This window comes from Catenuloplanes niger (assembly GCF_031458255.1).
Taxonomy (GTDB): domain Bacteria; phylum Actinomycetota; class Actinomycetes; order Mycobacteriales; family Micromonosporaceae; genus Catenuloplanes; species Catenuloplanes niger.
In genome coordinates, this window is the sequence record NZ_JAVDYC010000001.1 from 5,113,354 (window position 1) to 5,138,792 (window position 25,439).

The 25,439-nt window shown below is 71.9% G+C and carries 22 protein-coding genes and 2 pseudogenes; 12 read left to right on the forward strand and 12 right to left on the reverse strand.

Going from position 1 to position 25,439, the window contains the following annotated elements; genetic code table 11:
• Nucleotides 1–39: 39 nt before the first annotated feature.
• Entirely contained in the window at nucleotides 40–1,029 is a 990-nt protein-coding gene (locus J2S44_RS22720; RefSeq protein ID WP_310417453.1) for a DUF4349 domain-containing protein, read from the reverse strand.
• 147 nt (nucleotides 1,030–1,176) lie between these two features.
• On the opposite strand from J2S44_RS22720, the gene J2S44_RS22725 reads away from it, so the two are divergent.
• From J2S44_RS22725 to J2S44_RS22735, 3 genes and pseudogenes are all read left to right on the forward strand, one after another.
• Complete coding sequence (locus tag J2S44_RS22725; RefSeq protein WP_310417456.1) at nucleotides 1,177–1,809, forward strand: MBL fold metallo-hydrolase; 633 nt, start codon at nucleotides 1,177–1,179, stop codon at nucleotides 1,807–1,809.
• Nucleotides 1,806–2,432: pseudogene (locus tag J2S44_RS42955) on the forward strand (hypothetical protein); the annotation flags it as partial. The gene J2S44_RS22725 and the pseudogene J2S44_RS42955, both read left to right, overlap by 4 nt.
• Before the next feature lie 587 nt (nucleotides 2,433–3,019).
• Nucleotides 3,020–3,763, forward strand: coding sequence for an SCO6745 family protein (locus tag J2S44_RS22735; protein ID WP_310417462.1), 744 nt, complete (start codon nucleotides 3,020–3,022; stop codon nucleotides 3,761–3,763).
• Nucleotides 3,764–3,778: 15 nt separating this feature from the next.
• Here the strand turns inward: J2S44_RS22735 and J2S44_RS22740 are convergent, their stop codons facing one another.
• The gene (locus J2S44_RS22740; RefSeq protein ID WP_306835167.1) at nucleotides 3,779–4,237 is read right to left on the reverse strand and encodes a gamma-glutamylcyclotransferase family protein; all 459 of its coding nucleotides are present in this window, start codon (nucleotides 4,235–4,237) and stop codon (nucleotides 3,779–3,781) included.
• Nucleotides 4,238–4,339: 102 nt separating this feature from the next.
• Here J2S44_RS22740 and J2S44_RS22745 point away from each other — a divergent pair, with 102 nt between their 5' ends.
• Both J2S44_RS22745 and thrS read left to right on the forward strand, forming a co-directional pair.
• On the forward strand, nucleotides 4,340–5,755 hold the full coding sequence (locus J2S44_RS22745) for an NAD(P)H-quinone dehydrogenase (protein WP_310417465.1): 1,416 nt from the start codon (nucleotides 4,340–4,342) through the stop codon (nucleotides 5,753–5,755).
• A 432-nt stretch (nucleotides 5,756–6,187) separates the two neighbouring features.
• Nucleotides 6,188–7,393 (forward strand): threonine--tRNA ligase, encoded by a 1,206-nt coding sequence (gene thrS / locus J2S44_RS22750; RefSeq protein WP_310417468.1) that lies wholly within the window; start codon nucleotides 6,188–6,190, stop codon nucleotides 7,391–7,393.
• A gap of 1,174 nt (nucleotides 7,394–8,567) precedes the next feature.
• On the opposite strand, the gene J2S44_RS22755 is transcribed toward thrS, so the two are convergent.
• The 3 genes from J2S44_RS22755 to J2S44_RS22765 are packed head-to-tail and all read right to left on the reverse strand — an operon-like array spanning nucleotide 8,568 to nucleotide 10,920.
• Nucleotides 8,568–9,395 (reverse strand): ABC transporter permease, encoded by an 828-nt coding sequence (locus J2S44_RS22755; RefSeq protein ID WP_310417471.1) that lies wholly within the window; start codon nucleotides 9,393–9,395, stop codon nucleotides 8,568–8,570.
• The gene (locus J2S44_RS22760) at nucleotides 9,392–10,477 is read right to left on the reverse strand and encodes an ABC transporter ATP-binding protein (RefSeq protein WP_310417474.1); all 1,086 of its coding nucleotides are present in this window, start codon (nucleotides 10,475–10,477) and stop codon (nucleotides 9,392–9,394) included. The genes J2S44_RS22755 and J2S44_RS22760 overlap by 4 nt, the downstream gene beginning before the upstream one ends.
• Entirely contained in the window at nucleotides 10,477–10,920 is a 444-nt protein-coding gene (locus J2S44_RS22765; protein ID WP_310417477.1) for a MarR family transcriptional regulator, read from the reverse strand. Before J2S44_RS22765 ends, J2S44_RS22760 begins: the two co-directional genes overlap by 1 nt.
• 105 nt (nucleotides 10,921–11,025) lie before the next feature.
• On the opposite strand from J2S44_RS22765, the gene J2S44_RS22770 reads away from it, so the two are divergent.
• On the forward strand, nucleotides 11,026–11,253 hold the full coding sequence (locus J2S44_RS22770) for a hypothetical protein (protein ID WP_310417480.1): 228 nt from the start codon (nucleotides 11,026–11,028) through the stop codon (nucleotides 11,251–11,253).
• A 104-nt stretch (nucleotides 11,254–11,357) separates the two neighbouring features.
• Here the strand turns inward: J2S44_RS22770 and J2S44_RS22775 are convergent, their stop codons facing one another.
• Entirely contained in the window at nucleotides 11,358–13,103 is a 1,746-nt protein-coding gene (locus tag J2S44_RS22775) for an acetyl/propionyl/methylcrotonyl-CoA carboxylase subunit alpha (RefSeq protein WP_310417484.1), read from the reverse strand.
• Nucleotides 13,104–13,193: 90 nt separating this feature from the next.
• Between J2S44_RS22775 and J2S44_RS22780 the strand changes: the two genes are divergently transcribed.
• From J2S44_RS22780 to J2S44_RS22795, 4 genes are all read left to right on the forward strand, one after another.
• Complete coding sequence (locus tag J2S44_RS22780) at nucleotides 13,194–13,805, forward strand: PadR family transcriptional regulator (RefSeq protein WP_310417487.1); 612 nt, start codon at nucleotides 13,194–13,196, stop codon at nucleotides 13,803–13,805.
• A 99-nt stretch (nucleotides 13,806–13,904) separates the two neighbouring features.
• Complete coding sequence (locus J2S44_RS22785) at nucleotides 13,905–14,846, forward strand: ATP-binding cassette domain-containing protein (RefSeq protein ID WP_310417491.1); 942 nt, start codon at nucleotides 13,905–13,907, stop codon at nucleotides 14,844–14,846.
• Nucleotides 14,847–14,848: 2 nt separating this feature from the next.
• On the forward strand, nucleotides 14,849–15,613 hold the full coding sequence (locus J2S44_RS22790; RefSeq protein WP_310417494.1) for an ABC transporter permease: 765 nt from the start codon (nucleotides 14,849–14,851) through the stop codon (nucleotides 15,611–15,613).
• A gap of 18 nt (nucleotides 15,614–15,631) precedes the next feature.
• Entirely contained in the window at nucleotides 15,632–17,032 is a 1,401-nt protein-coding gene (locus J2S44_RS22795; protein WP_310417497.1) for an MFS transporter, read from the forward strand.
• Between the two features lie 213 nt (nucleotides 17,033–17,245).
• Here the strand turns inward: J2S44_RS22795 and J2S44_RS22800 are convergent, their stop codons facing one another.
• The 6 genes from J2S44_RS22800 to J2S44_RS22825 form a co-directional block, all read right to left on the reverse strand.
• Nucleotides 17,246–17,902: an O-methyltransferase gene (locus J2S44_RS22800; RefSeq protein ID WP_310417501.1), complete on the reverse strand. Its 657-nt coding sequence runs from the start codon at nucleotides 17,900–17,902 to the stop codon at nucleotides 17,246–17,248.
• Nucleotides 17,903–17,920: 18 nt separating this feature from the next.
• Complete coding sequence (locus J2S44_RS22805) at nucleotides 17,921–18,565, reverse strand: Maf family protein (protein WP_310417503.1); 645 nt, start codon at nucleotides 18,563–18,565, stop codon at nucleotides 17,921–17,923.
• A 283-nt stretch (nucleotides 18,566–18,848) separates the two neighbouring features.
• Nucleotides 18,849–19,913 carry a S8 family serine peptidase gene (locus tag J2S44_RS22810; protein WP_310417506.1) on the reverse strand — a complete coding sequence of 355 codons (1,065 nt, stop codon included), beginning with the start codon at nucleotides 19,911–19,913 and terminating at the stop codon, nucleotides 18,849–18,851.
• A gap of 11 nt (nucleotides 19,914–19,924) precedes the next feature.
• The gene (locus J2S44_RS22815) at nucleotides 19,925–21,106 is read right to left on the reverse strand and encodes a hypothetical protein (protein ID WP_310417509.1); all 1,182 of its coding nucleotides are present in this window, start codon (nucleotides 21,104–21,106) and stop codon (nucleotides 19,925–19,927) included.
• A 2-nt stretch (nucleotides 21,107–21,108) separates the two neighbouring features.
• Entirely contained in the window at nucleotides 21,109–21,525 is a 417-nt protein-coding gene (locus tag J2S44_RS22820; protein WP_310417512.1) for a hypothetical protein, read from the reverse strand.
• A gap of 143 nt (nucleotides 21,526–21,668) precedes the next feature.
• A complete protein-coding gene (locus tag J2S44_RS22825; RefSeq protein WP_310417515.1) occupies nucleotides 21,669–21,869 on the reverse strand; it encodes an acyl-CoA carboxylase subunit epsilon in 201 nt (66 codons plus the stop codon).
• 103 nt (nucleotides 21,870–21,972) lie between these two features.
• Between J2S44_RS22825 and J2S44_RS22830 the strand changes: the two are divergent.
• Together J2S44_RS22830 and J2S44_RS22835 are read left to right on the forward strand one after the other, a co-directional pair.
• Nucleotides 21,973–22,786, forward strand: a pseudogene (locus J2S44_RS22830) (serine/threonine-protein kinase); the annotation flags it as partial.
• A 2,365-nt stretch (nucleotides 22,787–25,151) separates the two neighbouring features.
• A complete protein-coding gene (locus J2S44_RS22835; RefSeq protein ID WP_310417518.1) occupies nucleotides 25,152–25,397 on the forward strand; it encodes a hypothetical protein in 246 nt (81 codons plus the stop codon).
• Nucleotides 25,398–25,439: the final 42 nt, after the last annotated feature.

The following is a 25,439-nucleotide window of genomic DNA, read 5'->3' on the forward strand; positions in this document are numbered from 1 at the left end:
CGCCGGCCGGGCGGACGCGCCACCCGTACCCGTCGATGATCAGGGGGCGGACGCCGGCGGGGCCGCGGGCGCGGCGTTCACCGCGACGACGGGACGGCGACGCCGCAGCCGGCGCCACAGCAGCACCAGCGCGAGCACCGGCACGCCGACGCCGATCGCCCACGGCAGCAGCACGCCGACCACGGTCAGCACCACCGCGCCGAACGTCAGGAACGAGTCCCACCCGTTGCGCAGCCCGACCAGGAAGCCGCGGTCGTCGGGCTCCTCGGCCGGCGGTGGCGGCGCGGTGTCCTGCACCAGCTCGACCGTGAGCGTGGAGAGCGCGGCCAGGTCCTTGAGCCGGTCCCGCTTCGCCTCCAGCGACGCCAGCTCGGCCTGCCGCCGGGCCAGCTCGTTCTCCAGCGAGACCAGGTCGTTCAGTGACTTCGCCTGGGCCAGCAGCTTGCGGGCGCTCTCCACCTGCGCGCGCTGGCTGGCGATCCGCGAGTCCAGGTCGACGACCTCCTCGGTCACGTCCTGCGCGTCGATCTTCCGGCTCTCCTGCTCGCCGAGCGCGGAGATCTTGCCGAGCACGTCGTAGAACGCGTCCCGCGGGATCCGCAGCGTGATCGTGGCCTTCTCGTACGGCGTGTTCGCGTAGTTCACGTCCGTGGACCGGGCGTCCGCGCCGACGAAGCCCCCCGCGACCTCGGTCAGCCGGATCGCGGCCTCGGCCTGCGCGTCGACGTCCGTGACCCGGACCGTCACCGAGCCGGTGTAGATCACGTCCCGGTTGATCACCGGGGCGCCGCCGCCGGAGCCGGGCGCCGCGCCGGTGCCGTCACCCTTGCCGGTCGTGCCGCCGCCGCTGCTGTCCTGGGCGCCACCCGCGTCCTGCGGCACCGCGGGCGCGGCGGCCGGTGCCTCGCCGGCGCTACTGGTGGAGGCGTTCTCGGCGCTGTCCGCGCCGCAGCCGGCGAGGGCCAGCGTGAGCGCCAGACCCGTCGCGCCGAACGCGGCGAGTGCGCGCTGTCGTCGTACCGTGGCCATGATTGTCGGATCCCCTCGTGAGTGCGCGCCGCGGCGGGGCGTGCGTGACCGGTCAGACGCACCCGGCGGATGAACGGGTTCCGTGCGGGAACCTTCGGTAGCGTCACGGTTCGGCCGCGGGACGGCCACGGCCAGGAGGAGGCGTCGATGCGGATCACCAAGTTCACCCATGCCTGCGTGCGGCTGGAGCGCGACGGCGCGGTGCTGGTCATCGACCCGGGCGCGTTCAGCGAACGGGCCGCCCTGGACGGTGCGGACGCCGTGCTGCTCACCCACGAGCACATCGACCACGCGGAGCCGGAGCGCATCGCGGACGTGGTCGAGGAGCGCGGCGTGCCGGTCTTCGCGCACCCGGGCGTGGCGGCCGCGATCCCGGAACTCACCAGTCTGATCACCACGGTGCAGCCGGGCGAGTCGATCGAGGTGGCCGGCTTCGCGGTGAGCGCGCACGGCGGCGCGCACCAGATCATCCACCCGGACATCCCCCGGGTGCCGAACCTGGCCTGGCTGGTCGAGGCGGACGGCACGAACGTCTACCACCCGGGCGACTCGTTCGCGATCCCGGACGCCGACGTGGACACGCTGTTCCTGCCGATCTCCGGGCCGTGGATGCGGATGGCCGAGGCCGTCGACTTCGGCCGGGAGGTCAACCCGCGGCGGGCGTTCGCGCTGCACGAGGCGCTGCTCAGCGACATCGGGCTGGCCGTGGTCAACCGGAACCTGAACCTGCTGCTGGACTTCGAGTACGCCCGGCTCGAGCCCGGGACGACCGTGTCGTGAGCCTCGGCGCGGACCTGCTCCGCCGGCTCTACGCCGAGCCGCCGGACCGCTTCACGGCCGCCCGGGACGCGGCCGTGGCCGAGGCGCGCGCCCGGGGTGACGTGGCCGGCGCGAAGGAGACGGCGGCGCTGCGCAAACCGGTGATCGCGGCGTGGCTGGTCAACCTGCTGGCGATCCGCCGGCCGGACCTGCTGGCCGACCTGGCGGCGCTGGCCGGCGAGATGCGCGCGGCCCAGCGCGAGCTGCGCGGCGCCGACCTGCGCGAGCTCTCCGGGCAACGGCGGCGGCTGGTGGCGTCGCTGGTCGCGGAGGCGCGCACGCTCGCCGGTGCGGCCGGCGTGTCGACCGCGAAGCTGCCGCTGACCGAGGTGGAGGACACGCTGACCGCGGCACTGTCCGATGAGGAGATCGCCGCGTCGGTCCGGTCCGGCCGGCTGCTGCGGCCGGTCTCCTACGCGGGCTTCGGCGAGGTACCCCGGCCCCGCCTGCGCCTGGTCGCGGCACCGGACGCCGAGTCCCCGGAGGTCGACGACCCCGGTGACGAGGGCGCCGGGGCGGGCCGGGACGGCGCCGGACGGGCGCGCCCCGCGGCCGGGCCGGTATCGGCGACGGGTCGCGCGGACGGGGGCGTGCGCGGCCGTCGCGGCGGATCCGGGCCGCGGACGCCGGGCGGCTCCGGTGACCCGGCCGTCCGTCCCGCCTCCGCGCCCGGCGTGGACGCGGAGGACGAGCCGGCCGGCCGTACCGTCATCGCCGGCCGGTCGTCGGCCCGGAAGGCGGAGGCGGCCCGGAAGGCGGAGGACGCCGCGCGGCGCGCGCTGGAGCGGGCCGAGCGGGCGGCGCTGCGCGACCGGGAGCGGGCCGAGGCCGACCTCGCGACCGCCGAGGGCGCCGAGCGGGCCGCCGTCGCCGCGGTCGCGGACCTCTCCGAGCGGATCGCCGCGCTGCAGGCCGAGCGGAACGAGGCCGACCACGAGGTCAGCCGGCGCAAGCTGGCGCGCAAGACCGCGGAGCGGGCGGCGAGCGCGGCCCGGCGCCGGCACGGGGACGCCGCGGCCGCGCTGGAGGCGTCCGGTGCCACCCCGGACCGCGGCGCCGCCGAACCGTTCGTCGAGCCTGCGGCGCCGTTCGCCGACGGTGGCCGGCGGAAAGGTGCGGCGCGCCGGGGCAGGACTGACCGGGGCGGGCCGGCCAAGGCAGAATCGGGCGCGTGACCCCCGACCAGGCGGCGGCTGCCGCGAAGGCGCACATACTGCGTCTCGGCGGGGCGTTCGCGGAGGACCCGCTGACGCTGCAGCGCGCGCGGCGGCTCGGTCTCTCCGGCTGGGCGTACTACGTGGCCGCGCGCGGCGGCGCGCTCGGCGACGTGCGGGCGGACACGGTGGCCGCCGCGCTGGGTTTCATAGCGCCGGACGCGGTCTCGGACGGCTGGGACGCGGCCGCGACCGTGCTGCCGCCGTCGAAGATAGCGGCCGAGCACCTGGCCGAGTGCGCGCGCTGGGGCGTGGAGCGGCTGTCCACGTTCCCACGGCTGGCCCGGCTGATCGAGCTGTGCCGGCGGGTGGTGCTGGCCGCGGACCCGGCCGGACTGCCGCTGTTCGCCGCGTGGCGGGCGATGCCGGTGCCGGACCAGCGGGCCGGCGGCCAGGCCGCGATCCTGCTGCACCTGCTGCGCGAGCACCGCACCGGGGCGCACCTGATCGCCGCCCGGGTGAGCGGTCTGAGCCCGCTGGAGGCGGTGATCTCCGGGCCCGAGGGCGAGGCGGGGGCGGTGGCGTACGGCTGGCAGCCGCCCTACCCGAAGGTGCCGCCGCTGATCCGGCGGCGGCTCTGGGCGGACGCGGTCACCGACCGGATAGCCGGCCAGGCCTACGAGGTGCTTTCCCTGACCGAGCGCGCGGAACTGCTCGGCCTGCTGGAGTCCGCGTCCGCCATCGTCTGGCCCGACGACTGACCGGCGGGGGAGCGGTCAGTCGGGTTTGGCGGTGCGGGTCGGGCGGGCGCGCAGCTCGGCCACGTAGTCGTCGGGCGCACCGGCCGCCTGGGCCGCGTTCGCGATCTCGGTCAGGTACCACGAGGTGGGCAGGCCGCCCTCGTACCCGTTGAGCACGTAGACCCACGCGGTGACCTCGCCCTCGAGGGTGGCGACCCGCACGGTCAGCTTCCGGTAGGTGCCGGAGTTCACCCCCTCGACCTCGTCGAGTTGGGCGGCGTCGAACTCGTCGACGTCGTAGAGGGCCACGAACACGCGGTCGCCCGGCGACTCCACCACCGTGGTGACGGCGCCCTCCCAACCGAGGACGTCCTCCCCGGCGAAGGTCAGCCGCCACCCCTCCAGCCACCCGACCCCGATCATGGGCGAGTGCGGAGCGTAAGCATGCATGCGGGCTGGGTCGAGGTTTGAGCCATACGCGGCGTAATGACGCACGGCGATGACGATAGCCCGGCGGACGGTTGGGGGAGAATATGACCGAGCGTGTCGTATCTGGTTTACGGGGAAAAACCAGATCGTGGTCGGGAGGAACTGGGCATGAGCAGTGCGGTGGCAGGTGGAATCGTCATCATCGGTGGCGGTCCGGCCGGATATGAGGCGGCGCTCGTCGCCGCGCAGCTGGGGGCCGAGGTGACGGTGGTCGAGCAGGACGGCGCGGGCGGTGCCTGCGTGCTGTTCGACTGCGTACCCTCGAAGACCTTCATCGCCAGTTCGGGCGTGGTGACGGCGTTCCGGGACACGGAGGAGTTCGGCATCGACTCCGACGGCCTGGAGGCGGTGACCGTGGACGCACCCGCCGTGCACGCCCGGGTGAAGCGGCTGGCGCTGGCGCAGTCGTCGGACATCCACGACAAGCTGATCAAGGCGGGTGTGACCATGGTGTCCGGCCGGGCGCGGCTGGGCGACGACACGCTGGGTCACACCCACCGGGTGCTGGTCACGCCGGACAATGGTGACGCTGAGTATTCAATCGATGCCCGCACGGTTCTGATCGCCACCGGAGCCACGCCGCGTCAGCTCCCGTCCGCGATGCCGGACGGCGAGCGCATCCTGACCTGGCGGGAGATCTACGACCTGCCGGAACTGCCGGACCACCTGATCGTGATCGGGTCCGGCGTGACCGGTGCGGAGTTCGCCAGCGCCTACCTGGCGATGGGAATTAACGTGACGTTGGTCTCCAGCCGGGACCGGGTCATGCCGCACGAGGACGCGGACGCCGCGATGGCGATCGAGCGCGTCTTCCGGTCCCGCGGCATGAACATCCTGAACAACTCGCGGGCCGAGTCGGTCATCCGCGGCGGCGAGGGCGTCAAGGTGACGCTGGCGGACGGCCGCGAGGTCTTCGGCTCGCACGCGCTGATGGCGGTCGGCTCGATCCCGAACACCCAGGACCTGGGCCTCGAGGAGTACGGCGTGGAGGTGGCCCGCGGTGGCTACGTCACGGTCGACCGCACCTCGCGCACGAACGTGCCCGGCATCTACGCGGCCGGCGACTGCACCGGCGTGCTGCCGCTGGCCAGCGTGGCCGCGATGCAGGGCCGGATCGCGATGTGGCACGCGCTCGGCGACGCGGTCCGCCCGCTGCGCCTGCGCACCGTGGCGGCGAACGTCTTCACCGACCCGGAACTGGCCACGGTCGGCGTCTCGCAGGACGAGGTGGACTCCGGCCGGGTCACCGCCCGCCAGGTGATGCTGCCGCTGAACGGCAACGCCCGGGCCAAGATGGACGACCTGCACGACGGCTTCGTGAAGATGTTCTGCCGGCCGAGCGGGCAGGTGATCGGCGGCGTGGTGGTGGCGCCGAAGGCCAGCGAGCTGATCCAGCAGATCGCGCTCGCGGTGGAGAACAACCTGACCGTGGACCAGCTGGCCCAGACCATCACGATCTACCCGTCGCTGTCCGGGTCGGTCGCGGAGGCGGCGCGCCAGCTCATGCTGCACGATCTCGAGTAGTCGATCTATGCCGTGACTCACCGGGGCGAAACGTCCCCATATGGCGCTCGGCGAGCCGCGCGGCGCGTACCGTAGAGGGGCCCACGACATCGGGTCCCCCGTTCTCGATGTCGGGCGTCGGCACCCGCCCAGCCGGTCGCTCGCGATGCCGGCCGGTGACGAGCGGTGCCGGGGCCGCCGGCAGGTCCCGTGCCGGCGGCCCGCTCAGCGGTCGGCCGCCGGAAAACGGCTACGGAAAACGACTCCCGTACGGGTACGGTGCACACATGCGATACGGCCAGCTGACGACGACGCCGGGTTCTCCCCGGCGGCGACTGTTGCTGCGCTGACGCAGATCGACACACGCAGGCCCCGGGGCGCTCACGCTCCGGGGCCTGCGTCGTTCTCTGCTCCGAGCGGGCGGCCTCGGCCGTACCCCGAAGGAGTCTTGTCATGATCGATCACCGCAGGCTGGGCCGGGAACTCGAACTGTTCGCGACCGACCCGCTGGCCGGCTCCGGCATGCCGCTGTGGCTGCCGGACGGCGCGGCCGCCCGGCACGCCGTGGAGGAGTACCTGCGCGAGGAGGAACGGCGCGCCGGGTACCAGCACGTCAACTCGCCGCCGCTCGGCAAGAAGGAGTTGTACCTGACCAGCGGGCACCTGCCGCACTACGCGGACGACATGTTCCCGGTGATGGCGCTCTCCGCCGACGACGAGTTCGTGCTGAGACCGTCCGCGTGCCCGCACCACGCGCTGATCTACCGGTCCCGCGGCCGCTCCTACCGGGACCTGCCGCTGCGGATCGCGGAACTGGGCGGCATGTACCGGGCGGAACGCTCGGGCGTGCTCGGCGGGCTCAGCCGGGTGCGCGGCATGTGGCTCAACGACGCGCACGTGTTCGCGCCGCTGTCACAGGTCGCCGACGAGGTCGACCTGGTGCTGCGCATGATCGACAAGGTGCACGCGGCGCTCGGCGTGAAACCGGCCGGCTTCCGCCTGTCGCTGCGCGGCGACGGCCCGAAATACGTCGGCGAGGGCGCGATGTGGGACCGCGCCGAGGCGATCCTGCGGGACGTACTGCGCGCGTCCGGGCGGGAGTTCGTGGCGGAGCCGGGCGAGGCCGCGTTCTACGGGCCGAAGATCGACATCCAGGTGGCGGACGCGGCCGGCCGGGAGATGACCCTCTCCACCGTCCAGCTCGACTTCCACCAGCCGGCCCGGTTCGACCTCTCCTACGTGGACGCGGCCGGTGCCCGCCAGGTACCGGTGATGATCCACCGCAGTCTGGCCGGCAGCATGGAGCGGCTGTTCGCGTACCTGATCGAGGTGCACGAGGGGGCGTTCCCACTGTGGTACGCCCCCCGCCAGCTCCAGGTGCTGCCGATCTCCGCCGCGCAGGACGACGCGGCACGCGAGTTCTGCCGCGCGGCGGTGTACGCCGGGCTCCGCGCGGAGGTGGTGGCGGACGGCTCCGTGTCGTCCCGGGTACGACGCTCCGCACAGCAGCGCGTGCCGTACGCGGCCATCATCGGCCCGGCCGAGGCGGCATCCGGCGAGGTCTCGCTGCGCCCACGCAACCGGCCCGGCCTCGCCCCGATGCCGGCCGACGCGGCACTGCGCCGCCTCGTCACCGAGGCGAACCCGCACCTGGCCTAGGGACGACACGACCGGCGAACCGAGAAAGCCCGAAACGACAGGGCCGTCTTCCCGCTTCCGGCGTGGTCACTTCGGGCGTGCTCCCGCGGGCACCGGTCGTCGCAGGGCTCCTCCCTGCACGACGCGTGGTCGGCCGGGAAACACCCCGGCGGCGGGCCGCGGCATCCGCCGCGACCCGCCGCCATCCGTGGGGTGCTGTGGTCCGGCGCCATCCGTGGGGTGCTGTGGTCCGGCGCCATCCGTGAGGTGCTGTGGTCCGCCGCCACCCGTCGGGCGCCGCGACCCGCCAGGCGCCCGGTGGCGGCGGATGCCGCTTTTCGCCGTTACCCGGTGAGTGCCCAGTGCCGCTTCCCGTCGTCACCCGGCGGGTGCGGTTCCGCAATGCCGTTTCTCGCTGGTGGGTGCGAGTTCCGTGGTGTTGCTTCCCGCCGTCGTCCGATGGGTGCCGGGTTCCGGCATTGCCGCTTTGCCGTCGTTCGGCGAGTGCGAGGTGCCGGTGGATGCCATTTCTCGTCGTCGCCCGGCGAGTGCCGTATCCCGGCGATTTCCACGGCCCACCGTCACCCGACGCGGCGCGGTTCGGCTTGCCACGCCTCGCGGCTCGGTTCGGTTCGTGGGTTGCCATGCCGCGTGGCCGGCCATGCGCCACGGCCCAGCTTGCTTCGCGGCGCGGGTTCCCTCGCGGCCCGGTTGCCATGCGGCGCCGGTTGCCTCCCGTTTCGTCTCGGGCCGCGTCTCGTCTTGCGCCGCGTTTCGCCTCGGGCCGCGTTTCGTCTCGGGCCGCGTCTCGCGCCGTGCCGTGTCTCGCGGCGCCGCGCCGCGCGGCCAGACGTGCGTCCTGGCGCGGCGATGCTTCGCGGCGCGGGTTGCCATGCGGTGCGGTTCGCTACCGCCGGGCGGATCCGGTCCCGCAACCGGCACAACCCACCCACGGCCGGCGCCACCGCGGCGCGGGTTGCTTCGCGGCGCGGCTTGCCATGCGGTCCGGCTCGCCTCGCGGCCCTGGTTGCCGTGCCGCGGGGCTTGCCATGGGTCACGGCGCGGCTTGCTTCGCGGGCGGGTCCGCGCCGCGCGGGTTGCCACGCGGCGCGGATTGCCACGCCGCGCGGGTTGCCACGCGGCGCGGATTGCCACGCCGCGCGGGTTGCCACGCGGCGCGGGTTATGTCACGGCGTTACGCCACGGCGCGGCGGCGGAAGCCGCGGAGGCCGGTGGCCGTGAAGGCGATGCCGAAGCCGGCCAGCGCGAGCAGGGAGATCCACGGGGCGATGTGCGGGATCTGTGGCATCGACGCGGCCCGGACCGCCTCGGACAGGTAGGTGAGCGGGTTGAACAGCGTGACCACCTGGAACCAGGGCAGCGACTCCAGTGACTTCCACGGGTACTGGGAGGCGCCGGTGAACATCAGCGGCGTCATGATCACTGCGAACACGATGCTGATCTTCGAGGGTGGCACCATCGTGCCGAGCGTGAGCCCGATCGCCGCGCCCACCCAGCCGCCCAGGAGCAGGGCCACGACCAGCAGCGGTACGCCGGCGGTGTGCCACGGCACGTCGCCGAGCACCAGGAAGCCGATCGGGTACATGATCACCACGGACGCGATCGAACGGATCATCGCGAGCACGATCTTCTCGGCCGCGACCGCCCAGGTGGGCAGCGGTGCCAGCAGCCGGTCCTCGATCTCCATCGTGAACGAGAACTCCATGATCAACGGGAACGACACGGTCTGCAGCGCGGTCAGGAACGCGGCCAGCGCCACGATGCCGGGCAGCAGCAGGAGCGAGTACTCCGTCGACACGTACCCGCCGGCGTTGAGCACCTTCGCGAAGACGAAGAGCATGAAGAGTGGCTGGAGCGCGGTCTGCGCGAGGAAGACCCACAGCTCCTTGCCGGTGACGAAGACGTCCCGCCAGAGGATCGCGGTGAACGCGCTCAACGCGGACGGCCGTGGCGCGGCCGCGGGTGCGGTCCCGGTCGGCGTGGTGTCGGTCAGCGTGGTCATCGCAGACCCCTTCCGGTCAGGTCGATGAAGACGTCCTCCAGGCTCGGTTCGCCGATCTGCACGTTCGCCAGCGTGGCCGCGCGCGCGTCGAGCACCGAGACGACCGGGCCCAGCAGGCCGGCCGGCGCACGGTCCAGGTAGAGCCGCAGGGTGACCGGGTCACCGTCCTGCGGCGCGGCCGGGCCGGGTGGCCGGCCACCACCGCCGCCGCGGGCCGAGGCCGCCGTGGCCATCGCGGCCATCGCGGCCCTCGCGGGCGGGGCCGGGGCCGCGCCCGCGCCGGGGACCTGCTCGCCCCGGGCCACGCCGTCGATCTCGGCGAGCGCGGCGATCAGCTTCTCCGGGTACTCCCCGGGCGCGGGCGTCACGCTCAGCTCCAGCACCGCCTGCCCGGTCAGCCGGCGGGTGAGCGCCGCCGGCGTGTCCAGCGCCAGCAGCCTGCCGTGGTCGACGATGCCGACCCGGTCCGACATCTCCGCGGCCTCGTCCATGTCGTGCGTGGTCAGCACCACGGTCACGCCGCGGTCGCGCATCTCGCGGACCCGCTCCCACAGGAAGATCCGCGACTGCGGGTCCAGCCCGGTGGTCGGCTCGTCCAGGAAGAGCACGGCCGGCTCGTGCATCATCGACCGCGCGATCATCAGGCGCTGTGCCATGCCGCCCGAGTAGGCGTCGAGCTTCTTGTTCGCCTGCTCGGCCAGCCCGAACTGCTCCAGCAGTTCGTCGGCGCGGGCGTTCCGGTACGCCCGGGAGAACCCGTGGTAGGCCGCGTGGAAGGTGAGGTTCTGCCGGGGGGTGAGCGACCGGTCCAGGTTGCTGCGCTGCGGCACCACCGCGAACGAGCTGCGCGCCCGGACCCCGTCGCGGATCACGTCCCGGCCGGCCACGCTCGCGCTGCCGCTGGTCGCCCGCACGCGCGTGGTCAGGATGCCGATGGTGGTCGACTTGCCGGCGCCGTTCGGCCCGAGCAGGCCGAAGATCTCGCCGGGCGTCACGTCGAAGGTGATCCCGTCGACCGCGTTGACCGGTGCCTTCGGATATCGCTTGACGAGGTCTTTCACCTCGACCGCGGTGGTGGTCATCAGGGTCCTCCATGGGTGGAGATGAGTTCGAGCAGGAACTCGCGGATGATCGCGGCCTTCGCCGGATCGGTGTCGACCGAGGTCATCGGCGCGTTGAACTCGCGGACCGCGCGGATCGCGGCCAGCGCCTGCCGCCCGGAATCGGTGAGGGCGAGGCGGATGGTGCGCCGGTCGTCCGGATCTGGTCGGCGGGCCACGTGCCCGGACTTCGCCAGCGTGTCGACGATGCCGGTGAGTGTGGCCGGCTTGAAGAAACAGGCCTGCGCCACCTGGCTGTGGGTCAGGTCGCCACCGTGCATGCCCAGTGTGGTCAGCACGGCGACGCCAGCCGGGGTCAGGTTGTGGTGCGTGGCCAGGTATCCACCCCACTGCTGCTGCGCGAGCCGCGCGGCGAGCGCCAGCAGGCTGCCCAGCGGCGCGTTGTGCAATCGGTCGGTGTCCACCCGGATACCTTAGCCCCCTGATAGTTAGGTGCCAAACTACTTAACCGGATTGACCGTACGTCGTCGCGCGGCGTGCAATTGGTCGCAGACCGTATGGGAGGTGCGATGCCGCTGCTACGGATCCAGCTCGACACGGACCGCAACACCGCCCGCCGCGTGGTCGACCTCCACCGGCGTGGCGGCACCCACCCCGAGTCCCGCGCCGCCGCCGAGGCGGAGGTCTGGCGCAAGGGCCACACCCCGGCCGCGGCGCCGATCTTCGTCGGCATCACCAACGGCGAGCCGGTCCGGCTGATCTACGACGTGGAGGTCTACCCGGCCGTGACGCGCTGACCGGCTCTCCGCACGCACGCCGGAACCGGCAGGGAGGCCGCCCGCGGCCGACCGGTGCCCGCGGGAGCACCGGGACGCGCGCACGCCGGAAGCGGGACGATGAATCAGTCCTTGATGGAACAGATCGGGGCGCCGGCGGTGACCGTGCCGCCGACCGTGGCCGTCAGCCCGGTGACCGTGCCGGCCCGGTGTGCGTTGAGCGGCTGTTCCATCTTCATCGCCTCGAGCACCACGATCAGGTCGCCCTCCGCGACCGTGTCGCCCTCCGCGACCGCGAGCTTGACGATGGTGCCCTGCATCGGTGAGGTGAGCGTGTCGCCGCCGGCCGTGGTGGTGGTGCCCCGGGTGCCGCCGCGGCGCGGGGCGGCCCGGCCGGTGCGTGCGGCGGTGGTGGTGCGGCCGGCCGGCAGGCTCACCTCCAGGCGCTTGCCGTCGACCTCGACGACCAGTGTCTCGCGCTCGGCGGTGTCCGTGCCGGCGCCGGTGCCGCCGGTGAAGGGCGGGACGCCGCCGGACCACTCGGTCTCGATCCAGCGGGTGTGCACGTCGAACGGCTCGCCGGTGAACGCCGGGTCGCGGACGATCAGGCGGTGGAACGGCAGCGCGGTGGCCATGCCCTCGACGGTCATCTCGTCGAGCGCGCGGCGGGCCCGCTCCAGCGCCTCGGTCCGGGTCTCGCCGACGATGATCACCTTGGCGAGCAGTGAGTCGAACGCGCCGCCGATCACGCTGCCGCTCTCGATGCCCGCGTCGACGCGGACGCCGGGACCGGCCGGCAGCACCAGCGACGTGACCGTGCCGGGTGCGGGCAGGAAGCCCCGGCCGGGATCCTCGCCGTTGACCCGGAACTCGATCGCGTGCCCGCGCGGCGCCGGGTCCGCGTCGAAGCGCAGTTTCTCGCCGGCCGCGATGCGGAACTGCTCGCGGACCAGGTCGATGCCGGAGGTCTCCTCGGTGACCGGGTGCTCGACCTGCAACCGCGTGTTGACCTCCAGGAACGAGACGGTGCCGTCCCGGCCGACCAGGTACTCGACGGTGCCGGCGCCGTGGTAGCCGGCCTCCCGGCAGATCGCCTTGGCCGACTCGTGGATCTGCGTGCGCTGCCGGTCGGTGAGGAACGGCGCCGGGGCCTCCTCGACCAGCTTCTGGTGGCGGCGCTGCAGCGAGCAGTCCCGGGTGCCGACCACGATCACGGAGCCGTGCGTGTCCGCGAGCACCTGCGCCTCGACGTGCCGCGGCTGGTCCAGGTATCGCTCCACGAAGCACTCGCCGCGGCCGAACGCGGCCACCGCCTCGCGGGTCGCGGACTCGAACAGCGCCGGGATCTCCGCACGGGTGCGCGCGACCTTGAGCCCGCGGCCGCCGCCGCCGAACGCCGCCTTGATCGCGACCGGCAGCCCGTGCTCGTCCGCGAACGCCAGCACCTCGTCCGGGCCGGCGACGGGTGCGGACGTGCCGGGCACCAGCGGCGCGCCGGCACGCCGCGCGATGTGCCGCGCGGTGACCTTGTCGCCGAGGTCGCGGATCGCGGCCGGTGCCGGGCCGATCCAGGTCAGGCCCGCGTCCAGCACCGCCTGCGCGAACTCCGCGTTCTCGGACAGAAAACCATAACCGGGGTGTACGGCGTCCGCGCCCGCCCGCGCGGCACGGTCCAGCAGCTTGCCGATGTGCAGGTAGGTCTCGGCGGGCGTGTCACCGCCCAGCGCGTAGGCCTCGTCCGCCAGCCGCGCGTGCGGCGCGTCCCGGTCGGAGTCCGCGTAGACGGCCACACTGGCCAGCCCCGCGTCCCGGCAGGCACGGACGACCCGGACGGCGATCTCGCCCCGGTTGGCGATGAGCACTCTGCGCACGGCACGCTCCTGGAGATCCCGGCGACAAGTTACTGATCGGAAGTTTAGTGGCCGGTCAACTAGTCAAGTTTGTTTATTACGCTTCATGGCGTGTCTACCACTCGCCTCATGATCCTCGGTCTCGTGCGCTGGACCCAGCCGGTGCACGGGTACGACGTCCGCCGCGAACTGCTCAGCTGGAGCGCCGACCGGTGGGCGAACGTGCAGCCCGGCTCGATCTACCACGCGCTCCGCAAGCTCACCGAGGACGGCATGCTGCGTGAGGTGGCGACGGAACAGGTCGGCGCGCGGCCGGCCCGCACCACGTACGAGCTGACGCCGAAGGGCGAGGACGAGTTCCAGAACCTGCTGCGCGGCGCGTGGTGGAACCTGGAGGGCGCGGTCGACCCGTTCTTCGCCGCGTTCTCGCTGCTCCCGGCGCTGCCACGGGAGGAGGCGGCGGCCGCGCTGCGCAACCGCGCCCGGCTGCTGCGGGCGAACAACGAGAGCCTCCGGGCCGCGATGGAGTCCGGCTGGATGAGCCCGACGTCCGGCAAGCCGCCGCACGTGGCCTGGATGTGGCAGCTGCACATGGCCCGGGCCGAGGGCGAGATCGCGTGGTGCGAGCGGATCGCGGGGCTGGTGGAGAGCGGCGAGCCGTACCTGCCGTCGGCCGCGCCCTGGCCGGAGGGCTGGCAGGGGTTCACCGACGATATTGAGTAATAATCAAGCTTGATTAACCACGTTATATCGCGTTAGCGTGGGCGCGCGTCCGTCGGACGTGCGCTCATGTCGATGTAACTGGGGGAGTTGAGCGGGGAAATGATCGAGACCAAAGGGCTGCGGAAGTCGTTCCGCACCCGCCGTGGATCGGTCGACGCCGTGCGCGGCGTCGACCTCTACGTCAAGGCCGGCGAGATCTACGGCTTCCTGGGGCCGAACGGGGCCGGCAAGACCACCACGCTGCGCATGCTCGCCACGCTGATCGAGCCGGACGGCGGCGCGGCCACGATCGCCGGCGCCGACCTGCTCCGCGCGCCGGGCGAGGTCCGCCGCCGGATCGGCTACGTGGCGCAGGGCGGCAGCACGAACGACGGCAGCATCGCCCGCCAGGAACTGGTGCTGCAGTCCCGGTTCTACGGCGTGAGCAAGGCCGAGTCCCGGCGCCGCGCGGACGCCGCGGTGGCCGCGTTCCAGCTCACCGAGTTCGCCGACCGGCCCTGCGCGACGTATTCCGGCGGTCAGCGCCGCCGCGTCGACATCGCGCTCGGCGTCATCCACCAGCCCCAGGTGGTGTTCCTGGACGAGCCGACCACCGGGCTCGACCCGCAGAGCCGGGTGCACATGTGGGACGAGATCCGCCGGCTCCGCGACCAGGGCATGACCGTCTTCGTCACCACGCACTACCTGGACGAGGCCGACGCGCTCTGCGACCGGATCTCCATCATGGACCACGGCACGCTGGTCGCCGAGGGCACGCCCGCCGAGCTCAAGCGCGAGATCGCCGGCGACGTGGTCACCGTCGGGGTGAACGGCTCCACCGCCGTGGCCGCGGCACTGCTGGACGGTGCGCCGTACGTGACGAGTCTCGAGCAGACCCCGGCCGGCCTGCGCCTCTACGTCGACGCGGGCGGCACCGCCATCCCGCAGATCATGCGCACGCTGGACGGCGCCGGCATCGCGCTCGGCACGATCGAGCTGCACCGGCCCAGCCTCGACGACGTGTTCCTGGAGAAGACCGGCCGATCGCTGCGGGAGAGCTGACCATGAAATTTTTCCGGGACATCTGGCTCGTCTTCCAGAACCAGCTGCGACTGCTGCTGCGCCAGCCGGTCTGGATCTTCATCAACCTGTTCCAGCCGCTCATGTTCCTGCTGCTGTTCGCGCCGCTGCTCAAGCCCGCCCTGTCGGCCGGCGGCGCGATCAGCGACGCCGAGGTCTACCGCACGTTCGTCCCCGGACTGCTGGTCATGCTGGCCATCTTCGGCGGGCTCTTCCAGGGCTTCGGCCTCATCTCCGAACTGCGCGCCGGCGTGATCGAGCGGTCCCGGGTCACCCCGGTCAGCCGCACCGCACTGCTGCTCGGCCGGTCCCTGCAGGACGTGGTCAGCCTGCTGGTCCAAGCCGTGATCATCACGCTGCTGGCGATGCCGTTCGGCCTCCGCGTGGCGATCGGCGACCTGCTCCTGGCATACCTGATGCTGGCGCTGATCGCGCTCATGACGTCCGCGCTCTCCTACGGCGTCGCACTGCTGCTCAAGAGCGAGGACGCGTTGGCCCCGGTGATGAACACGGTGTCCCAGCCGCTGCTGCTGCTCTCCGGCATCCTGCTGCCGCTCACGTTCGCGCCGGTCTGGCTGCAGCGCGTCGCGGACTGGAACCCGTTCTCCTGGGCCGTCGACGGCACCCGCGCGCTGTTCGCGGGCAACCCCGGCGCGCCCGAGGTCTGGCAGGGGCTCACCATCACGCTCGTGCTGGCCGTGCTCGCCACGGCCTGGGCCGCCCGGATGTTCGCGCGCAGCGTCCGCTGACCGATCTACGGTGGACCGGTGCGTTTCCACCGTGACCGGGCCACGTGGCTGATCTACGTCCAGCTCGGACTGTGGGGCTACTTCCTCTACGGCTTCGGGCCGGTCGTTCCGCTGCTCCGCGACGAACAGGGCACCACCGCCGCGGTCGCCGGCCTGCACAGCACCGCACTCGCGGTCGGTGGCCTGCTCAGCGGCGTGCTCTACCCACCGCTGTCCCGCCGTCTCGGCCGGGCGCGCACCATGTGGTGCGCGCTCGGCGGCGTCACGGCCGCCACGATCCTGCTGATCTCGTTCCGCCCGCTGCCGGTCACGCTCACCGCCGCGACGCTGGCCTCCATGTGCGGCTGGACGGTGGTGAGCTGCGCGGTCAGCGCCCTCACCGCACGCCACGGCCCGCTCGCCCCGACCGCGATCACCGAGGCCAACGCGGCGGCGGTCGGCTTCGGCATGATCTCCCCGCTGCTGACCGGGCTCGGCGTACGGCTCTGGGACACCTGGCGTCCCGGCATCGGCGCGCTCATCCTGCTGGTCGCCATCACCATCACCACATCCGCGGTACGACGCACCCGCCGCCCGCCCACGCCCGCCCCCTCCGGCATCCGCGGCCGGCCCGGTGGTCCCGCCGCCCAGGCCGGCCCCGGCGACCTCATCGTGCCTGCCGGTCCTGCCGGTCCTGCCGGGTTTGCGCGTTCTTCCGCGTCAGCCGGTCCTGCGGGCTCCGGCGGGGCCGACGGTGGGGCCGCGCCTGCCGGGTTCGAGGGCTCGGGTGGTCCGCCCGGTTCCGGCGGCTCGAGTGCCTCCGCCGGGGCCGGAGTCGGGGAAGAGGCCAGGGCCGGTGCCCGGGTTCCGTCCCAGCGGCTTCCCCGGTCGTACTGGCTGGCCTGGTCCATGCTCTGTGTCACCGGGTCGATCGAGGTCTGCCTGTCGCTCTGGGCCGCCGACGTCCTCCGCGGCCACGCCGGCATGTCACCCGGCGGCGCCTCCGCCACCGTCGCCGCGATCGTCGGCGGCATGTTCGCCGGTCGCCTCGCCGGCAGCCGGATCGCGCTGCGCGTCCCGCCGGTCCCGCTGCTGCTCGCCGCACTCGGCGTCTCCGCCATCGGCTTCGTCCTGTTCTGGACGCCGCCGGTCGGCTGGCTCGCCGCCACCGGCCTGATCGTGCTCGGGTTCGGCAACGCGATGCACTACCCGCTCACCATCTCCCTCGCCCTGGCCGCCGCTCCCGGCCAGGCCGACCTCGCGGCCGCCAGGGCCAACTACACCGCCGTGATCGGCTTCGGCGCGGCCCCGCTCCTGCTCGGCGCGCTCTCCGACCACATCGGCCCGCACCCGGCCTTCCTGCTGCTGCCCGCTCTCATCGTCACGGCCGCGCTGCTCACGCTCCGCCTCCGCCACTCCGTGCCCCCACGGCTCACCTGACCACCGTCGCCCGCCCACCCGGTACGCCGCTCACGGGCGCCGTCGCGCATCCCGTTCCACCCGGATCTGCTCTGCTCACCCACGTGGGACCCGGCGGTTCCGTGATCGTGTTCCGGCCGCGTTTGCTCTGCTTACCTCGGCGATGGCCGGCGCCGGCGTGCGGGCGGCGCTCAAAGTTGCGGCAGGTAAGCAGAGCAAACGCGGCGCGGCCGGTCAGCGGCGGCGGGCGAGGGTGATGCCGTCCGCCAGCGGCAGGATGATCGCGTCGACCCGGTCGTCGGCGGCCACGATGTCGTTGAAGCGTGCGATCGCCCGGTCCGCGTCGTTGCGCGGGGCCAGTACGTGACCGGCGCGGAGCACGTTGTCGATGATCAGCAGGCCACCCGGGTTCATCCGCGGCACCAGCTCCGCCCAGTAGGCCGGGTAGCCGACCTTGTCCGCGTCGATGAACACCAGGTCGATGTGCGGCTCCGCGGGCAGCTCCCGCAGCCCGTCCGCGGCCGCCCCGATCCGCAGCTCGATCTTCTTGTCCACGCCCGCGCGCGTCCAGTACCGGCGCGCCACCGCCGTGTACTCCGCCGAGATGTCGAAGCAGGTCAGCCGCCCGTCCTCGGGCAGTCCGCGAGCGATCGACAGCGCCGACAGCCCGGTGAACGTGCCCACCTCGACCGCCGTGCGCGCGCCCGTCAGCCTGGTCAGCAGCGTCAGCAGGCCGGCCTGCTCCGGCGAGACCTGCATGTCCGACTCCCGCGGGCTCAGCGCCGCGTGCGTCTCGGCGATCAGCTCCCGGGTGAGATCGTCCAACGGCATACCATGAGCCAGCGCGTACGCGTACAACTCCGGCGAATGCGGCAGCGTCTTGAAATCCATGACGCTCACGCTATTGCGTCAGGCGGTGGCCCAGAAGTCCGTGATGGAGTGACCGAGCTCCGCGACGAGCCGGCGCAGCAGCGGCAACGACAGCCCGACCACGGTCCCGTGGTCGCCCTCGATCCGCTCCACGAACGCGCCACCCAGCCCGTCGATCGTGAACGAACCAGCGACGTGCAGCGGCTCACCCGTACCCACGTAGGCCTTGATCTCGTCGTCGGACACGTCCGCGAAGTGCACGACCGTCGCGGCGACACCCTCGGCCACCCGCCCGCCACCCACGTCGACCAGGCTGTGACCGGTGTGCAGCGTCCCGCTCCGCCCGCGCATCGCCTGCCAGCGGCGCACCGCGTCGTCCGCGTCCGCCGGCTTGCCCAGGATCTCCCCGTCGAAGGCCAGCACCGAGTCACACCCCAGCACCAGCGTCGCCGGACCGGTCCCCGGCAGCGTCGCCGCCTCCGTCTGCCGCACCCGGTCGGCCACCGCGGCCGCCTTCAGCCGCGCCAGAACCTGGCACAACGTGTCCGCGCTGACCGCCTCCACCGCCGACTCGTCCACCCCGCTGACGATCACGTCCACATCGATCCCGGCGGACTTCAGGAGGGTACGGCGGGCCGGGCTCGCCGAGCCCAGGATCAGGCGCGGCCGGTTCGAGATCTGCACGGCTCCCCACGCTACCGGTAGCCGCGTTTCCCCACCCCAACCGGGCGCGTCACGGATAAATCGGGCAAAAGTTAAACCCGGCTGTAACGGCGAGGAATCAGGCCCGCAAGATTCCCTCCCTACAGTGCTGGACTCGGGAGGGGCTCAACCGCCACCACCCACGGCCACCCGTCGGGGCGCCTGGTTCAGGTCCGCGTCGGGCAACGCTGCCCGACCGCCCCGCTGCGGCCACGGTGCTCGTTCGGGGTCGCGTCGCCGCGGCCCCGAACGCAGCCGATCGCCGTCAGCCGCCGGGCCCACGTCTCCGAACTCGAAGCCGGACGACGAGCAGCGCCACCCCCAGCAAGCTCGCGGCCACCGCCACCACGATCACGGCAACCCGCCCCGGCGTGTTCCGCTCGGGCGCCGGAGCCGCCTGCCCGCTCGCACCCCCACGCGTCGGCTCCCCCGACGCCTCCAGCGGCGGCACGTCCGCGGTCAGCGCCGCCACCGGATCCACGATCCCGAACCCGTACTCCGGATCCCGCCCCGGCGCCCCTTTGTCCACCGCCGTCGCCGTCATCCGACGCACCACTTCAGCCGCCGACAACTCCGGATACCGACTCCACACCAACGCCGCCACCCCCGACACAATCGCCGCCGCCCCCGACGTTCCAGTGCCAGACTGGCCGTTGCTCCCGGACTCGCCCAATAATCCAACACCTGGGGCTGCAAGAGAGAGCTTGTCGCCTGTTGCTGATATGGCTGAGACGTTTCCCAATTGATCGGTGGCGCCTACAGCGACAACGCCGTCCACGTAAGCCGGGAAACCTATTATGTTCTGTTCTGGTCTATTTCCAGTGCTCGCAACAACTATGATGTCTTTGGATATTGCGTCTTCGACGGCTCGCCGTAGATCGCTGTCAGGGCCGCCGGTTGTTGACACGTTTATCACATCGGCGCCGTGGTCTGTAGCCCATCGAATTCCTTCTGTTGTTGCATCTGTCTGTCCATTCCCGCGCCCGTCCAACACCCTTACGGGGAGGATCTTGGACGCTGGAGATATTCCTTTGTCTCTATCATTTTCGGAGGCGGCAATTAGCTTCGATATTGCGGTACCATGTCCGTGCTCGTCGGTTGAGCCCTGCGAGTCGTCGCCTTCCACAAACGAGATTCCTGGTAATAGTGCGTGTTCAAGGCTAGGAATTGGCTCAACTCCCGAGTCAATAACAGCGACTACGACACCGCTTCCTCTCGATATCCGGTGCGCTTCGGTGATATTCAAGTATTCGAGGTGCCACGATGTCGCAACGCCTTGGCTTGGCTGTTGTGGAAGCATGAGTATTGCCAGTGTCAGGGAGATTCGCATGGCATGGTGATTCATTGGTCAAGCCCAATTGCTGGCCCAGGATCAACTGCTCTGGGGGTCGGGTCGGCCGTGATAATTTGATTGACGCCGACGTCGGACGCCCACGCGCTATCTGGCTCTCTTGAATCTATTGATAGGTCGATTAATTGTCGACTTGATCCAGCAAGCGGCGGCACGAATGGGAAGGTGCTGGCGGTCGAGTTGCTAACTGCGCTCTTGGTTGGTGGAGTGCCACTCGATTTAATGGGTCCGTGCGGGAGGGGTGTCGGAGCGCCTATGATCAAGCCGTTCTTTAGAGTCTCTGTTGGTCTATGCCTGCTGTTTGGGTTCGGTATCGGGCTGGGCGTGCCAATAATGTTAGAGGACGGGTTCGTGGAAATTTGCTGAATATTGTGTGTGTAGTCGGATCGTGGGTTGGTAGTAAATTGTCCTTGAGGTGACGTAGTGGCGTGACTAAGGATTGGCCCACCGACAGTCTCGTTCGACCCTTGTTGGCTTCCTGGCCCGGTGGCATCAGTCACGAGGCTTGATTGCGTTGCCTGCGGCAAGGGAATGACTGTCGGTATTGAGGGTGGCGCCATTCCATTGTCGAGTGGAGTGAATACGGGAGAGCGATTCTCATATTTCGGCGCAATCTGCAGTGCTGCGGTCGCTTCGATGAGTTCCTGGCTGGCGCGGTACATCACTGATCGGGCGATTGCGGTCAGCTCCGCTTGTCGTCGTTCGGTGTCCGGGGCGGCCATGAAGGCTGCGGCGCCCGCGCGGCCGTTGGAGGCGGAGGTCATTTCCTGTCGCGCGGCTTCGGCGGCGGTGTTGGTTGTGTATTCGTCGAAGATGGGGCGCAGCCTGGTTTGGGCCTCGGAGACGATGGTGAGGGCGGCGGTGTAGGCCGTGTAGTTGGCGACGCTTGCGTCGAGGGTGGCCTGGGCGTTGGCGATGTCGGTGTCGAAGCGGGCCAGGTAGATCGCGGCGGCGGGGCTTCGGGTGGGGTTCCAGGCGATGGCCAGGTTGTCGCGGTAGGTGCGCATGCGTGCCACGTGCTCGGACAGCAGTTCCGTGGTGCGGCGCCAGCCGGCCAGGTGTGGGGCGTACGCGTCGGGGGTGTGGTGGGCGACGGCGGCCCACATGAACGGTATGTCCCGATGGTGCCACGGGGTGCCGGTCCAGTCGGGGCGGCCGTTGTCGATCGCCATGGTCAGAGCACCGTCCCGGGGTTTCCGTCGGGGGTTGCGCCGGTGGCGTCCAGGGCCTCTCGGACGTCCTGTGCCCGGGCGGCGGAGAAGGCGTCGGCGTCGGCGTAGCGGGTGCTGATGTCGGCGGCGGCGTTCGCGAGGCTGGTGTAGCCCTGGATGTACCAGTAGACGTTGTCGGTGGCGGCGTGCGTGGCGGCGCGGTGGGCCTCCAGGAAGCGCAGGTGTTCCGCGAAGGCCTCGGCCGGCTGGGGGTGGTCCGACTCCATGTCGGCGATCACGCGGGAGGCGTGCGGGAGGTAGTTGTCCTGGATCTCGGCGGTCAGGCCGCGGGCGAACTGGGACATCGCCTCGATGTCGGCCTCGATCCGGCCGTAGTCGCGCAGCCACGCCGGGCCCAGGTCCTCGTCGGGGGCCGCCATCTGACTCCTCCCCACGCGCCAGGAATCGAGACGCGCCAGGAATCGAGATTAGCCAATCCCGGTCGCCGCTTGGGGGCACCTCGAGGGTGCGCGGCGAATTGTCCGGAGGATGCGATTTCTCACATGGGATGGTTACTCGTGTGTCACCGGGGCAGTGCGGAGCGTCGCCAAGGCGGTGTGTAGCCGGGGCGTGTGGAGCGTGCCCACCACGACGGCGAGCGGTCGGGATCCGCCGGCTCGGGCCGTGTCAGCGCACGCAGTGCGCCCACCAGTGCGGCGATCTCCTGGGGGTTGGGCGTACCGCGGAGGATCGTGAGATCTGGAGCACGGTTGCCGGAGTGCATTAGGCCAGACTAAGGCCAGAACGCTTGATAACAAACTGATGCGTGTCTCCCTCGACGTGGGTCAATTGGTGTGATGAGGGCGGGTGCGGGTACGTTCCTCTGGATGTCTGCCCCCGAACTGATCGCGAACCGATACCGGCTGCTCCGGCCGCTCGGCCAGGGGGGCATGGGCCGGGTCTGGCTGGCCCGCGACGAGGTGCTGCACCGGGACGTCGCGATCAAGGAACTGGTCCCGCCGCCCGGGCTGACCGTGGACGAGCGCCGTGAGATGCGGGAACGGTCGCTGCGCGAGGCGCGCGCGATCGCCCGCCTGAACAACATCAACGTGGTACGTGTCTTCGACGTGCTCCGCACGGACGGCGACCCGTGGATCGTCATGGAGTACGTCGCCTCACGCTCGCTGCAGGACATCCTGGCGGACGTGGGTCCGGTGCCGCCGGCGCGCGGCATCGAGATCGGGCTCGGGATGCTCAACGCGCTCCGGGCCGCGCACCGCGCCGGGGTCGTGCACCGCGACGTCAAGCCGGGCAACGTGCTGATCGGTGAGGACGGCCGGGTCGTGCTCACCGACTTCGGTCTGGCCACCGTGCCCGGCGACCCGAATGTGACCCGCACCGGCCTGGTGCTGGGTTCCCCGGCCTACATCGCGCCGGAGCGCGCCCGGGACGGCACGGCCGGTCCGCAGGCCGACCTGTGGTCGCTCGGCGCCACGCTCTACGCCGCGGTGGAGGGGCAGTCACCGTACGCGCGCCCGTCCGCGATCGGCACGCTCGCCGCGCTGGCCACCGAGCCGCCGCCGGTCGCGCGCAACGCGGGACCGCTGCGCCCGGTGCTGGCCGGGCTGCTGCGCAAGGACCCGACGGAGCGGCTCTCCGCGGAGGAGGCCGAGCGCATGCTGATGCGCGCGGCCGGCCGGAAGTCGCGTGCGCCGCTGAACCTGTGGCAGACGCCACGTCGCGGCCCCGGCGGCACCCGGGTCGGCGGGGACACGCAGTCCTCGCCCGCGGTACCCGCGCCGCGCCCGCCGATGACGACGGGTCAGCGGTCCTCGATCGCGCCGGTCACCGGCTCGCACCCGCCGATCTTCTCCAAGGGCCGCGCGGCCGCCGCGGAGAACAAGCCGCCGCTGGACGCCACCCGGCTCGACGGCACGCCGGTCGGCGACGCCACCACGCGCATCCCGGACCGGGACGCGACCACCCGGATCGATCCGCGCAAGCTGTCCCGGACCGAGTCCCCGCAGCAGGACGCGACCACCCGCATCGATCCGCGCAAGCCGTCCCGGACCGAGCCGCCGCAGCAGGACACCACCACCCGGATCACCGGCGGTCACCTGCTCGGCGGTCGCGACGCGACCACCCGCATCGACCCGCCCAAGCGGCCCGGAGCTGCCGGAACGTCGGTTTCGGTCACCCCGGGCGCCGGCGCGCCGGGCGGCGGTTCACAATCGAATGCATCCGGCGGTACGACCACGCCGGACGAGACCACCGTCGTGCCGCCCCTCTCGGGCGCCGACGCTTCGAGGCCGGGCTCCATCAAGCCGGGCTCCGCCGAGCCGGACGCGGCTGACCCGGGTGCAGCCGGAGTCGCCGCGTCCGGCTCGGCCACCGCCCCGGCTGTCCGGAACAACCCCCGGATCGACCCGCTGGGTACGGGTGCCAGCGGCGCGTTCCCGGTGATCAGCGGCTTCGGCGGCCGCACGGCCGGCCCGACGTTCGGCACCGGCCTGCCCGGCATCACCGCCGTCCCGGTGTCCGGCCCGTCGGCCACCGCCGAGAGCGCGGGTCGCACCGGAACCGGCACGGCCGCCGCGGACGAGCCGGCATCGACCGACGGCGCGGACGCCACCGAGCGGCCCGGAGCCGCCGGCCAGCCGCGCTCCGCGGACGAGCCGGACCGCACGGGCGAGCCCGGTGCCGGGGACCGGCCGGGGACGGCGGACCAGGCGGGATCCGGAACCGAGCCTGCCGACACGGCGAGTGCGGCGGCGGACGACGCCGGCGAGACCACGGCCGAGACCGACGGTGCGAAGGACGACACCGAGGGCGAGCCGGCCGCGACCGATGCCGCCGAGGCGGGGACGGCCGAGCGCGGCGGCGAGACGATCAGCGTCACCGGAGCCACGGTGACCGGGTCCGCCGACGCCGAGGACGCCGCCGCACCGGACGACACCGACGGCACCACGATCATCCGATCCGGCCCGGCGGACGCCACCAGCGTGATCAGCGCGCCGGCCGGGGCCGGTGCTCCCACCCGTACCCCCGGTGGGTCCGACGGGTCGTCCGGCGACAGCGACTGGGCGCGTGCCGCCTGGGCGCGCACCAACCCGGACGCCACCGCGGTGGTCCCGCAGAACCCGGTGCCGTCGCAGGCCGCGAAGACCGGCCGCCCGAACCGGGGCGACGCGAAGAAGACGCTGGGCGCGCCGCTGGCCCGGTTCGCCCGGTCCGCGCCGCGCGACGACTACGACGACCGCACCCAGGTGGTCGGCTCGCCGTCGGCCGGCTACGACGACTACGACGAGAAGCCGGCGCGGAGCGGTCCGGGCCGGCTGGCCGCCGATCCGCGCCTGTGGGTGGTGATCGCGCTGGTCATCGCCGTGATCGTCGCGGTGGCGCTGATCGTGCCGCGGCTGACCGGCGACGACGGCGGGGAGAACGCGGCGCCGACCCCGACCACGGCGGCGCCGTCGGCCGCGCCGAGCAGCGCGGCTCCGCGTCCGACCGGCAGCCCCGCGCCGGGCGTGCCGGCGTTGACCATGCCGGCCGGCTGGCGCACCTACGACAGCCCCAAGGGCTGGTCGGTGCCGATCCCGAACACGTGGGAGGTGCGGGACTACGGCACGCACATCGAGTTCCACGAGGGCAACGGCGGCGGCCGGGTCATGCTGATCACGCAGATCCAGAACCCGGCGCCGGACGCGAAGGCGGCGGTCATCGGGATCGAGCAGGAGCGCCGGTTCGAGTGGGAGCAGTACCAGCTCATCAAGATCGAGAGCGTGGACTACTTCGACAGCGCCGCCGACTGGGAGTTCGCGTACGGGCCGCCCGGTAACTACCGCAACCACGTGCTGATCCGGCACTTCGTGACCGCACCGGACCGGGCATACCAGATCTACTGGGGTACGCCGGACAACGTGTGGAACGACGAGGAGAACCAGCGCCAGTTCGAGCTGATCGTGGCGCTCTTCAAGCCGGACAAGGACTGACGTTCCTCGCTTTCCGCATGCGTAGATCTGCCACCCGGCGGGTATCCACCGTGCAACGGAGAGAGGAGGACGACGTGAGCTACTACAAGCGGCACTGCACCAGGACCGCCGTCGCGATGTGGACGATCGCCGCCACCGCGTTGACCGTGGCGAGTGCCAGCACAGCGTTGCTGATAGCGCTCTCGGCGATCGTCATTATTTCCGTGGCCGCGGTCGGGTCATGGTTTCTGCTGCACCGGGCGGTGCCGCAGCGGGTGCGGGATTCCGTGCCCGTGGGAACGCCGATGCGGGTTCCCGTCGGCGCACGCCGTCAGGCCTGAAACGCCACACGCCGAAACGGCGACAGCCGGACGATGAGGTCC